Annotated in this window: 9 protein-coding genes and 1 pseudogene; 9 read left to right on the plus strand and 1 reads right to left on the minus strand. The window is 61.9% G+C overall.

What is annotated here, in order from left to right:
• Nucleotides 1-27: 27 nt before the first annotated feature.
• From FHT71_RS21205 to FHT71_RS21230, 6 genes and pseudogenes are all read left to right on the plus strand, one after another.
• Nucleotides 28-912, plus strand: coding sequence for a phospholipase (locus FHT71_RS21205; RefSeq protein ID WP_037082913.1), 885 nt, complete (start codon nucleotides 28-30; stop codon nucleotides 910-912).
• A gap of 194 nt (nucleotides 913-1,106) precedes the next feature.
• Nucleotides 1,107-1,877 carry a triose-phosphate isomerase gene (gene tpiA, locus FHT71_RS21210; RefSeq protein ID WP_183721791.1) on the plus strand — a complete coding sequence of 257 codons (771 nt, stop codon included), beginning with the start codon at nucleotides 1,107-1,109 and terminating at the stop codon, nucleotides 1,875-1,877.
• Between the two features lie 107 nt (nucleotides 1,878-1,984).
• Entirely contained in the window at nucleotides 1,985-2,488 is a 504-nt protein-coding gene (gene secG / locus FHT71_RS21215) for a preprotein translocase subunit SecG (protein WP_183721794.1), read from the plus strand.
• A gap of 140 nt (nucleotides 2,489-2,628) precedes the next feature.
• Nucleotides 2,629-4,257, plus strand: a complete 1,629-nt coding sequence (locus FHT71_RS21220; protein ID WP_037082873.1) for a CTP synthase — start codon at nucleotides 2,629-2,631, stop codon at nucleotides 4,255-4,257.
• A 73-nt stretch (nucleotides 4,258-4,330) separates the two neighbouring features.
• Nucleotides 4,331-4,803: pseudogene (locus tag FHT71_RS21225) on the plus strand (SRPBCC domain-containing protein).
• A gap of 219 nt (nucleotides 4,804-5,022) precedes the next feature.
• The gene (locus FHT71_RS21230) at nucleotides 5,023-6,861 is read left to right on the plus strand and encodes an ABC transporter ATP-binding protein (protein ID WP_132591144.1); all 1,839 of its coding nucleotides are present in this window, start codon (nucleotides 5,023-5,025) and stop codon (nucleotides 6,859-6,861) included.
• Between the two features lie 46 nt (nucleotides 6,862-6,907).
• On the opposite strand, the gene FHT71_RS21235 is transcribed toward FHT71_RS21230, so the two are convergent.
• The gene (locus FHT71_RS21235; protein WP_183721798.1) at nucleotides 6,908-7,996 is read right to left on the minus strand and encodes a citrate synthase/methylcitrate synthase; all 1,089 of its coding nucleotides are present in this window, start codon (nucleotides 7,994-7,996) and stop codon (nucleotides 6,908-6,910) included.
• Between the two features lie 85 nt (nucleotides 7,997-8,081).
• Between FHT71_RS21235 and FHT71_RS21240 the strand changes: the two genes are divergently transcribed.
• The 3 genes from FHT71_RS21240 to FHT71_RS21250 all read left to right on the plus strand — a co-directional run bounded on the left by FHT71_RS21240 (nucleotide 8,082) and on the right by FHT71_RS21250 (nucleotide 11,736).
• Nucleotides 8,082-9,227 carry a citrate synthase gene (locus FHT71_RS21240; RefSeq protein ID WP_132591140.1) on the plus strand — a complete coding sequence of 382 codons (1,146 nt, stop codon included), beginning with the start codon at nucleotides 8,082-8,084 and terminating at the stop codon, nucleotides 9,225-9,227.
• Between the two features lie 126 nt (nucleotides 9,228-9,353).
• Nucleotides 9,354-9,869, plus strand: coding sequence for a FecR domain-containing protein (locus FHT71_RS21245; RefSeq protein WP_245505495.1), 516 nt, complete (start codon nucleotides 9,354-9,356; stop codon nucleotides 9,867-9,869).
• 7 nt (nucleotides 9,870-9,876) lie between these two features.
• A complete protein-coding gene (locus tag FHT71_RS21250; RefSeq protein WP_183721801.1) occupies nucleotides 9,877-11,736 on the plus strand; it encodes an adenylate/guanylate cyclase domain-containing protein in 1,860 nt (619 codons plus the stop codon).
• Nucleotides 11,737-11,777 lie beyond the last annotated feature (41 nt).

An 11,777-nucleotide genomic window follows, 5' to 3' on the forward strand; every position in this document is an offset into this window, starting at 1 on the left:
GGCCATAAGGCTCAGGGAACTATGCGCATGCGAATGTCCACAAGTCATTGTGCCATCATCGCCGCAATTGCGGCCTTTTTCCTAGCGGCGTCAGCAAGCGGCCAGGCCGCTGAGCGGCTGCCACCCTTTAAGGACGATCTCTTTTCCACACAAAATGTGCTGGAGACGAGCAACGGTGGCTCGCTCGATGTCATCGAGTACGACGAGATGCGCGACATTAACGGCCGCGATCAGATACCCCAAAAACGTGCCCAACAAAAATACGTGTCTCTCGGCATCAGAAAGCAGCAATCGGATGAGACGTTGCAGCTTGGCGGCCAACGGCTCGATGTCACCCGGGTGGGACAAAGCTCGGGAGCCGCATTTACGGTCATCTTCGTTCACGGACGCAACGGCGACCGGCGTCTCGGCGCCAACGACTACAGCTTCGGCGGAAACTTCAATCGCTTGAAGAACCTAGTGGCCGGCAACGGCGGCGTCTACTACTCGCCGTCGGTCAAGAGCTTCGATAGCGATGGAGTGGCCGCGATTGAAGGTCTGATCCGTTACGTTTCCAAACAATCGCCCGGTAAGCCGCTCATCCTGGCCTGTGCGTCGATGGGCAGTCAGGTCTGCTGGGGTATTAGCCGCGATCCGGATAGCGCAAAGCGCCTCAAGGGGATGGTGATCCTGAGTGGCGTTGCCGATCCGGATTTTGCCAAAAGTCCTTTCTTCAAGGCCAGGCTGCCGCTTTGGTTCGCGCATGGCAGCCGCGATCCCGTCTATGAGGCGACAGACCAGCAGACGCTCTTCGAGAAGTTGCTGAAGGCAGGTTACCCTACGCATTTCACGCTCTATCAGACCGGCAATCACGGAACGCCGATCCGCATGATCGATTGGCGCCGTACGCTAAACTGGATATTGGGTTCCTGACGATCGCTCAGAAGACAGGATGCCGGATGACGTACACGGCGTCCCGCTTTATGATTTTCAGCAACATCGGCCCCAAATTTTAAGCATCTGCGCGACAAAAAGCCGTTATTTCCCTTAACGAAAGGGGCGAAACCTTTTCATTGATCCCTGCTTTTGCTAAGGCCGCTCGATACGTGGAAGATTGGAAGGCTGGCATGACACCTGACGTGCGCCCGCTCGTGGCGGGAAACTGGAAAATGAACGGCACACGTGCCTCCCTCGACCAGATCAAGGCGATCGCTGAAGGTGTTCAGGGGCAACTTTCCGCGAAGGTGGAGGTGCTGATCTGCCCTCCGGCGACGCTGCTTTATGTGGCCACGGCGCTCTGCACAGATAGCCCGCTTGCAATCGGCGCGCAGGATTGCCACCAGAATCCGTCGGGCGCCCACACCGGCGATATCTCGGCCGAGATGATTGCGGATTGCTTCGGCACCTACGTCATCGTCGGGCATTCGGAGCGTCGCACCGACCACGCCGAGACCGACCACCTTGTTCGCGCCAAGGCAGAGGCCGCCTTCGCCGCGGAACTAACGGCGATCGTCTGCATCGGTGAAACGGCTGACGAGCGCAAAGCCGGCCAGACCCTCGACATCATCAAGCGTCAGCTTTCCGCCTCGGTACCGGATAGCGCGACGCCGGAGAATACGGTCATTGCCTACGAGCCCGTCTGGGCGATCGGCACCGGTGTCACGCCGACCGTGGAAGACGTCGAGAAGGCTCACGCCTTCATGCGTTCCGAGCTCGTCGCCCGATTTGGCGATGCCGGCAAGGAGATCCGTATCCTCTATGGCGGCTCGGTCAAGCCAAGCAATGCGAGAGAATTGATGGGCGTCGCGAACGTCGATGGCGCCCTGGTCGGCGGCGCGAGCTTGAAAGCGACCGACTTCCTCGCCATTTACGGCGCATACGAAGCGTTGCTTGCTTAGAGCCGTGTATATTCCGAGCCGAAGGGCTTGGAATAGCGGATGACCTCATGTAAAGAGCGCCAGAATTTTACTTTATGCCCGCCGCGCGTGTGGGCAGGACTGGACCCATGCAGACCGTTTTGATTGTCATCCATCTCATGATCGTGCTGGCGCTTGTAGGCGTCGTGCTCATCCAGCGCTCCGAAGGCGGCGGCCTCGGTATCGGCGGCGGTTCGGGCTTCATGTCTGCCCGCGGCACGGCCAATGCGCTGACGCGCACGACCGCGATCCTGGCGGCGCTGTTCTTCATCACATCGCTTGGTCTCGGCATCCTCAACCGCTATGAGAGCCGTCCGACGGATATTCTGAACCGTATTCCGGCCACGGGCGGGCAGGGCAACGGCATCCTCGATTCGCTCGGCGGCCAGAACGGCAACACCGCTCCGGTCGCACCAGCCCCGGCCCCGCAGAGCAGCAACGGCGTTCCGACGGGCGGCGCATCCGCTCCGGCTCCGGCAGCAACCGCGCCCGCAGCCCCGGCAACGGCCCCGTCCACTCAAACTGCTCCGGCAGCACCGCAGGCCACCACGCCTGCCACTCCGGCGCCCGCTACCGTCCCAAGCGGACAGTAAGCGGCAGACAGCATAAACCGCCGGCAGGCCTTCGGGTCTGCCGGTTTTCATTTGTTCAGATTCCGCGTTGGCGCCAAAAATTCTGGAAATGAATTTTTGGGCTGGTGGAATCGTTTTTGAAAAGGTATCCGGTGAATCCCATGGCGCGATACGTATTCATCACTGGCGGCGTGGTTTCCTCTCTCGGTAAAGGAATTGCGGCCGCGGCACTCGGAGCGTTGCTGCAGGCCCGTGGTTACCGGGTGCGGCTTCGCAAACTCGACCCCTATCTGAACGTGGACCCGGGCACCATGAGCCCGACCCAGCACGGCGAAGTCTTCGTCACTGACGACGGTGCCGAAACTGACCTCGATCTCGGCCACTACGAGCGCTTCACCGGGCGTTCGGCGACCAAGACCGACAACATCACCACTGGCCGCATCTATAAGAACATTATCGACAAGGAACGCCGCGGCGACTATCTCGGCGCAACCGTTCAGGTGATTCCGCACGTCACCAACGAGATCAAGGATTTCGTCACCGAGGGCAATGACGACTACGACTTCGTCATCTGCGAGATCGGCGGTACGGTCGGCGATATCGAGGCCATGCCCTTTATGGAAGCGATCCGCCAGCTCGGCAACGACCTCCCGCGCGGCACGGCGATCTACGTCCACCTGACGCTGATGCCCTATATTCCGGCCGCAGGCGAGCTGAAGACTAAGCCGACGCAGCATTCCGTCAAGGAACTGCAGGCCCTCGGCATTCATCCCGACATCCTGCTGGTCCGCGCCGACCGCGAAATTCCGGAAGCGGAACGCCGTAAGCTCTCGCTGTTCTGCAATGTCCGCCCGTCCGCCGTGATCCAGGCGCTCGACGTCGCCAACATCTACGACGTGCCGATCGCCTACCATAAGGAAGGCCTCGACAACGAAGTGCTGGCAGCCTTCGGCATCGAGCCGGCACCGAAACCGCGCCTCGATCCTTGGGAAGAGGTCTGCAACCGAATCCGCACGCCGGAAGGCGAAGTCACGATCGCGATCGTCGGCAAGTACACCGGCCTCAAGGATGCCTATAAGTCGCTGATCGAAGCGCTGCATCACGGCGGCATCGCCAATCGCGTCAAGGTCAAGCTCGAATGGATCGAATCAGAGGTCTTCGAAAAGGAAGACCCGGCGCCTTACCTTGAGAAGGTCCACGGGATTCTCGTTCCCGGCGGCTTCGGCGAGCGTGGCTCGGAAGGCAAGATCCATGCGGCTCGCTTTGCGCGCGAACGCAAGGTGCCGTATTTCGGCATCTGCTTCGGCATGCAGATGGCCGTCATCGAAGCAGCCCGCAACCTTGCCGGCGTGGATAGCGCGTCTTCGACCGAATTCGGCCCGACGAAGGAGCCGGTCGTCGGCCTGATGACCGAGTGGGTGAAGGGCAATGAGCTGCAGAAGCGCACGGCATCGGGCGATCTCGGCGGCACGATGCGCCTTGGCGCCTACAAGGCTGCGCTGAAGAAGGACACCAAGATCTCCGAGATCTATGGCTCGACCGATATTTCCGAGCGCCATCGCCACCGCTACGAAGTCAATATCGATTACAAGGATCGTTTGGAAGACTGCGGTCTCGTCTTCTCGGGAATGTCGCCGGACGGCGTGTTGCCAGAGACGATCGAATATCCGGATCATCCCTGGTTCATCGGCGTCCAGTACCATCCTGAGCTTAAGAGCCGCCCACTCGATCCGCATCCGCTGTTCGCAAGCTTCATCGAAGCGGCGACTGAACAGAGTCGCCTGGTCTAATCAATAAGATGCCGCCTCGCCATATCGGCGCGGCGGCCTTTTCAATTGGCGTACCGTCGCTATCTTGCGTCGGATGAGCCAAAACCGCAGCACGACTGTTTCCCAGATCATTCACGCACCGCCCAGCGCGGTCTATACGGCCTTCCTCGATGCCAAGGCCGTTGCTACATGGCTGCCGCTAGGCGAGACGCGCGGCGTTGTACATGAGTTCGAGGGCAGGCAAGGCGGCGCGCCTTCAGCATGTCGCTCGTCTATCCGGACGGAGAGACCGACATGGAGGGCAAGACCTCGGAGAAGACCGACCGGTTCCCCGGGAAAATTGCGCAGTTCATCTCGAACTCTCTCGTCGTCTGGAAGACGGTATTCAATTCCGACGATTCGGCCTTTGCAGGCGAAATGACGATCCGCACGCATATGCGGCCGACCTCGGACGGCACCGAGGTTACCATGATGACCGATGACATTCCTGTCGGGATAGGTTTGGAAGACAATGAGCTCGGTTGCCGGCAGACGCTCGAGCAACGCGCTGCCTATCTCAAGGGGTAGAGGCAGAATTCTCCCTTTTCGCGCAAAGACATTCACATACGCAGCCCAAGATGGTAAGAACGCGCCATTCGCCAGTTGAAGCTGGCGCAAAGCGACCCATGGGGAGATCGTTTGATGAGGACCAACGGCACCGGAAATTACCGCTGAGCAGCAGTGCCGGTGTGGGCTGCCTGTTCGGCCCGTCATCAAATGTCATCATCCTGCCCCTGGAGGGCCTTCATGTTTCGTCGCTTCGAAAAGCTGATCGATCCATTCCAACGCTATGACCAAAGCCCCCTGTCTAACCGGGTCTGGCCTTTTATCTTCGATACGTTGCAGCCGCTTCGTGGTGTCGTTGCCGCGAGCCTGCTACTCACTACCGTTGGCGCGATCCTGGAAGTCTGGCTGATCGGCTACGCCGGCAGGCTAGTCGATACCCTTGCGGCCATTCGCCCCGACGAGCTTTGGGAGCGCCATGGCGCCGCGCTCCTTATCGCCGCGTTTCTGCTGTTGGTCATCCGTCCGCTGGCCACCGCCGCACGAGAGGCACTCGATGACATCGCGTTCCGGCCGACTGCCGTCGCGATGGTCCGCTGGCGCGCACTTCGCCATGTGCAGGGCCAGTCGGTCGGCTGGTTCCAGAACGACTTTTCAGGACGCATCGCCTACCGGGTCCAGGAACTCGGCAACACAGCGACGGGAGCCGCCTATTCAGTCATTCACACGATCTCCTATGTGGCGATCTACGTCCTCGGCTCCATCTGGCTGATGGCCTCGGCAGACGCGCGTCTGGTGGTCCCGATGGTCACGTGGGTCGGGCTGTACTTCACGCTCATGGGCTTCGTGATCCCGCGCGTAAGAAATGCGTCGCAGCGGTTTCAGGAGGCGGACTCGGCGCTCTCCGGGTTGTTGGTCGACACCTTCGCCAACATGGACACGATCAAGCTCTTCTCCCGTCAGCGAGACCAGGATCGGGACAACCGCAGCCATCTCGACAGGGTGCGTCGGGCCTTTATCTCGGTGCAACGGCTCGAGGTCCTGGTCAATAGCAGCATGGTTTTTCTCAGCAGCCTGTTGATGGTCAGCCTGATTGGCTACTCGCTCATCCTTTGGCAATCGGGAGCTGCCCCGCTCGGGATGGTCGCCGCCGCTTTGGCGCTCGGCTTCCGCGTCACCGCCATGGCCGAATGGCTGCTCGATGCGGTCGCGGCCTTATTCAATTATGTCGGGGCCGCGCGCGACCAGCTCGGCACCATCGCACAGCCGGTCGATATTCCGGATCGCTGCGAAGCAGCTGAGATGAAGCTCAATGGTGGCTCGCTGTCCTTCGAGAACATCACGCACCACTACGGCAAGGAAGGCGGTGGGCTTGATGGCGTCACGCTCAACATCAAAGCCGGCGAAAAGGTCGGGCTCGTTGGCCGTTCGGGGGCGGGAAAATCGACGCTCGTCAATCTCGCCATGCGCTTCTTTGAAGCTGAAAGCGGACGGATCCTGATCGACGGTCAGGACATCCGCGCAGTGACGCAGGAGAGCCTGCGCGGCCGATTCAGCGTGGTAGCGCAAAATGCCACTCTGCTGCATCGCTCAGTGCGGGACAACATCGCCTATGGTCGCGAGGACATGCCGCAGTCCATGATCGAAGCCGCGGCCCTCAAGGCTCACGCCGATGGTTTCATACCGGGACTCAGCGACCAGGAGGGACGGACCGGCTATGACGCGCATGTGGGCGAACGTGGGGTGAAGCTTTCCGGCGGCCAGCGCCAGCGCATCGCGCTGGCCCGAGCGATCTTGAGAAACGCGCCTATCCTGGTTCTGGACGAAGCGACCTCCGCACTCGATTCAGAAGTCGAGGCCGCTATTCAGGACACGCTTTATGGCTTCATGGAAGGCAAGACCGTTGTGGCGATCGCGCACCGTCTCTCGACGATTGCACGTATGGATCGGATCGTCGTGCTGGAAAGGGGGCGTATCGTGGAGGAGGGAGGGCATGCCGATCTGCTCCAGGAGAACGGCATATATGCGCGGCTCTGGGCCCGCCAATCCGGTGGTTTTTTGGGCGTCGAGCCTGCGGATTGAAACAGCAGCCCGGCCGCGTGGCGGCCGGGCTGTCTTATTGGCGACGTCATGCCGCTTGCGGCAATGGCCCGACATAGACCGAGCGGGGACGGATCAGCCGGCCTTCCAGGCTCTGTTCGCGCGCATGGGCAATCCATCCCACGGTCCGGCCGATCGCGAAAACGCCGGTGAAGGACTCTCTTGGAAATCCCAGCGCATCGAGTAGCAACGCCGTGTAGAATTCGACATTAACATTAAGCGGACGATTCGGCTTACGCTCCTTGAGGATTGTAAGCGCCGCGTGCTCGACGGCTTCCGCAAGGTCGATCCGCTCGCGATCGACCTGCGCGGCCAAGACGAGCGACCGAAGAGCCTGATTCAGGGCATCGGCGCGCGGATCACGCACCCGGTAGATGCGGTGGCCGAAGCCCATCAGGCGCTCGCCGCGGTCCAGTGCCTGGCCGAGCCAGTCGCGTGCATTCTCGCTGGTTCCAATCGCGTCGAACATATCGAGCACAGGGCCGGGGGCGCCGCCATGCAGCGGTCCCTTGAGGGCACTCAGCGCCGCAAGCACCGACGAGGTCAGGCCGGCGCGCGTCGAGGCGACGACGCGCGATGCGAAGGTCGAGGCATTCAGTCCGTGGTCGGAGATGGTCACCAGATAGGCATCGAGTGCAGCCGTCTGTTCCGCGCTCGGGAATTGGCCGGTCAGCATGCGCAGGATGTCGGTCGCCTGAGAAAGGGAGCCGTCCGGCGCTACCGGGTCGTTGCCAGCCTGCAGACGGAGGATCGCCGGCAGGAAGACGGCAGGCGCAGCCAGCAATCGAAGGGCGGCCTCGAAATCCTCGCCATCTTGCAGGCGAGCGATGAGAGCCCGCATGACTTCCACAGGCGGCAAAGCCAACAGCTCCGAATCGAGCGTCGTCACGTGCACGAACAGGCGCTCCCGCATTTCGCCCAACCGCCGGTCGAGATCCGCTAGAGTAAAATGCCGCTCCATCAGTCCGTCGAGCAAGAGGGCGGCAACGCTTTCATAGGTTGCTGTAGACACGAGATGATCGAGCGACACACCGCGGATGATCAGGCGGCCCGCTTCGCCGTCCACATCGGAGAGCTGCGTTTCAGCTGCGACGACATCTTCCAAACCGTTCTTCATGGTGTTTCTCCTTTACGCAGAGCAGGATCGAGCCTAGATTGATTGACGTCAATCTTGATGTAATTGATCAATGTAAGAGGACAGGATGTCCTGGCTGACCGCCGAGCAGGCGCTTGAGAAACTCGGCACGAAGCCGCAAACGCTTTACGCCAATGTGAGCCGCGGCCGCATCCGGGCCAAACCTGATGCCACCGATCCGCGGCGAAGTCTTTACAGCGCAGCTGACGTGACGCGGCTGGCCGCGCGACATGCGGGCCGCCGAAAGACCGAGACGGTTGCGGCAGACACCATCCAATGGGGTGATCCGGTACTGCCATCTGCTATTTCCACCATTTTGGATGGCCGGCTCTACTATCGTGGCCATGACGCCGCCGCCTGGGCGGAACATGCGACGCTGGAGGAAACCGCAACGCTTCTATGGAACTCTGGACAGATTGCGACGGCGCCGGGCGAGGCTCCGGAAGCGGCGCCCTCGCTGGAACGCGCATTTGTTCTGCTCGCGCAGCGTGTCACCCACGACCTGCCGACCCTTGGACGGTCGCCGAAGGTGCTGAAGGCCGAAGCGCAAAGTATCCTGTCGAGCGTCTCTGGTGCCCTAGCACCAGATACGAGCGCATTGCCATTGCATCTGCGCCTCGCCATGAGTTGGCGCAGGCCTGAAGCCGCCGACTGCATCAGGCGCGCGCTTGTGCTCCTCGCAGATCACGAACTCAACGCATCGACCTTCGCCACCCGAGTCACAGCCTCTTCAGGCGCAACGCTATCGGCTGCCGTGCTGTCGGGCCTCTCGACCTTGACTGGGCCGCTCCACGGCGGCGCGTGGCAGGGCGTCGCCTCATTGATCGAAGACGTCAATGCCCTTGGGGCCAGCGCGACCGTACGGCAGGCGCTGACGCAGGGAAGATCGCTCCCCGCCTTTGGCCACCCTCTTTATCCGGACGGAGACATCAGGGCAAAGGCGTTGATGTCCCAGTTCTCCTTACCCCCGAGCTACGCCGAACTGGCGAGGGCGGGGCAGGAAATCATTGGAGAAAGCGTCAACATCGATTTTGCGCTGACGGCTATGACGGCTGTTTTTGATCTTCCCGCAAATGCGCCGCTTGTGATCTTCGCGCTCGCGCGTACCGTCGGGTGGCTCGCTCATGCCATGGAGCAGGTCGAGAGCGGCCATCTCATTCGTCCAAGGGCGCGCTATACGGGACCGTCAATCGAAACGTCGCTTAAAGCATAGACTCTGTCGGATAGCCGTTGACGTTTCGGCATGCGTGCTGCAGCAATCAGCGTATGATGGCCGCCGCACGCTGGGTCGTCCGATGGTGCATTCAGGTAGGGGACGGATATGCTTGTAAACTCCAGAATGCTTTTGGCGTTGGTCGTGTGGGGTAGCGCTGCCTGTCTGTTCGGCTCGGATGCAGCGTTTGCACAAGCGACCGGATGCACCATGGAGCGCATGGCGGGGACCTCGCGGCAAGTCATGCGGTGCGCGGATGGCGTGGCGATCGTTGCCGAGAGTGGGGCCCGCTTCAATATCATCGACCGTAACCGCGATGGGCGACCGGACGCGGTGTCATTGCGCAACAAGGCCGTGCTCGTGGATGTTGACCGCGCCCAGCGGCCGGGCGGATTCGAGGTCGTCACGCCACAAGCGATCGCGGCCGTCCGCGGCACGCGCTGGGCTGTCGATGTCAATAGCGGCACGACCTCCGTCTTCGTCGTGCGCGGCCGCGTCGCGGTCGGTCGTCCCTCGGCGGGACGGCGGGTCGTGTTGAGTGTAGGCGAGGGCGTTGACGTCACGCGAGGCAGCACCCCGTTGACTGTCCGCCGCTGGCCACCAGCCCGCGCCGCAGCCCTGCTTGCCCGCCTTGGCCAATAGCGCCCCAATGCAGGGCAGACGGCTCCTGATCACGATCGCGCTGCTGCTGGCCGCACTATGGGGCGGGCTTCTCGGCTATATGCATCTTTCGGGCAGTATGAGCTTCCTCGACCGCCTCGAGGCTTCGCTGACCGATCTTCGAAGCACTGTAGTCGGCGCGCGGGTGCCACCTCCGATCACCAGCATCGTCGCAATCGACGATCAGACCGCCGCCGACAACGGCTATCCGCTCAATCGGGCGACACTCGCCCGCGTGGTGTCCGCCGTCAGCGCCTTGAAGCCGAAGGTCATAGCGCTCGATCTCTTGCTGGTTGATCCCGGATCGGACGAGGGCGATGCAGCGTTGGCTTTGGCACTGCAGCAGACGCCCAGTGTCATCGCCGCCGCCGGCGTTTTCCCGAAAGAGATACAGGTGGTCGGCATCGACGCCAACGATCCGCTGGCGGCGATACCGACTGCCAGCAAGATGCTGTTACCCCTTGGCCGCTTTTCCGACGTTGCCGCCATTGGGGTCGTCAACGTGGCTACCGATGAGTCAGGCACACCGCGTTTCATTCCCCTGATCTCCCGCGGCGGCGAGCGGGTCGATGCCTCGTTTCCATTGCGGGTCGCTTCGCTGGCATTGGGCATCAATCCGGCGTTCTCGCCTGGCGGCCTTGCACTTGGTGACCGGCATCTGCCGACCGACAATGGGCAGCGGCTGCCAGTCACCTTCTACGGCCCACGCGGCACCATTCCGACCTTCAGCGCTGCGGATGCACTGGCCGGAAAGCTCCCCGCCAAGGCGATCGAGGACAGGATTGTCGTGATCGGCTCGACCGTGACCGGCGGCGGCGACGTCTTCCCGACACCTTTCGATCCGGTGCTCCCAGGCGTAGAGGTGATGGCGACGGCGGCGACACATCTGATTGCCGGCGACAGCATCGTCAGAGACCGCAACGTACGTTTGCTCGATTCGCTTATAGCCTTGGCTCTGCCGCTGCTGCTGATCAGCCTGCTTGCGTGGCGGCGCAGCGCCATCGGCTATGCCATCATTGCCTCCGCGGCGCTCGCATGGGCCGCTTTGAACGTTGCCGCCTTCGCGCATGGCTACTGGTTCAGCGCAGCACTGCCCATCGCAGCAGCCCTGCCGCCCGTCCTGCTCTTCGGCGCCGCCGAGATCTGGATCGATCGTCGCCAGGCCGTGCACTTCGCGGCGCAAAGCGACCTCTTGCAGCGCATCGAGGCACCGGGCATGGGCGAGTGGCTCGCGCGCGATCCGAACTTTCTCGCGAAACCGATCCGACAGGACGCCGCGGTTATCTTCATCGACCTCTCCGGTTTCACGGGCTTGAGCGAGGCAATCGGCGCGACGAATGTCCGCGAAGTTCTCAGCGATTTCTTCGAGCTTGTCGACGAGGAGGCGCGCTCGCATGGCGGGGCGGTCACCAGCTTCACGGGCGATGGAGCGATGATTCTCTTCGGCTTGCCGCAACCGGCTGACGACGACGCGACGCGGGCCGCCGCCTGCGCAGTCAGCCTGTGTGAGCGGATGCGGCCCTGGCTCATCGCTCATTCGGCCATGAGCGGCCAAAAGATCGGTTTCAAGGTCGGGGCACATTGCGGTCCGGTCGTCGCCTCGCGGCTCGGGAGCGGCAATCGCCAGCAAATTACGGCGACCGGTGACACTGTGAATGTCGCAAGCCGCCTGATGGAAGTAGCTGCCGAACGCGGTTTCAAGTTGGCATTGAGCGCCGCCTTGATGGCGGCGGCCGGGCCGGAAAGCGCACCGCTTCGCTCTGGCCAGCTCGAAGGCCCAGCGCAAGCGCGCATTCGTGGCAGAAACGAAGGCATCGACGTATGGCTCTGGCAGGGACATCCGCTTTGACATTTTGCGTCTGACCAAGTAGGAACGGCCAACTTCTCTGC

The sequence above is a fragment of the Rhizobium sp. BK060 genome, from assembly GCF_014193145.1.
Classification (GTDB): Bacteria; Pseudomonadota; Alphaproteobacteria; order Rhizobiales; family Rhizobiaceae; genus Rhizobium.

What these genes read in the sequence shown, in the direction of transcription:
- FHT71_RS21205 (WP_037082913.1), top strand. Translation starts at nt 28, where the DNA reads ATGCGAATGTCCACAAGTCATTGTGCCATCATCGCCGCAATTGCGGCC.
- tpiA (WP_183721791.1), top strand. Translation starts at nt 1,107, where the DNA reads ATGACACCTGACGTGCGCCCGCTCGTGGCGGGAAACTGGAAAATGAAC.
- secG (WP_183721794.1), top strand. Translation starts at nt 1,985, where the DNA reads ATGCAGACCGTTTTGATTGTCATCCATCTCATGATCGTGCTGGCGCTT.
- FHT71_RS21220 (WP_037082873.1), top strand. Translation starts at nt 2,629, where the DNA reads ATGGCGCGATACGTATTCATCACTGGCGGCGTGGTTTCCTCTCTCGGT.
- FHT71_RS21230 (WP_132591144.1), top strand. Translation starts at nt 5,023, where the DNA reads ATGTTTCGTCGCTTCGAAAAGCTGATCGATCCATTCCAACGCTATGAC.
- FHT71_RS21235 (WP_183721798.1), bottom strand. Translation starts at nt 7,996, where the DNA reads ATGAAGAACGGTTTGGAAGATGTCGTCGCAGCTGAAACGCAGCTCTCC.
- FHT71_RS21240 (WP_132591140.1), top strand. Translation starts at nt 8,082, where the DNA reads ATGTCCTGGCTGACCGCCGAGCAGGCGCTTGAGAAACTCGGCACGAAG.
- FHT71_RS21245 (WP_245505495.1), top strand. Translation starts at nt 9,354, where the DNA reads ATGCTTTTGGCGTTGGTCGTGTGGGGTAGCGCTGCCTGTCTGTTCGGC.
- FHT71_RS21250 (WP_183721801.1), top strand. Translation starts at nt 9,877, where the DNA reads ATGCAGGGCAGACGGCTCCTGATCACGATCGCGCTGCTGCTGGCCGCA.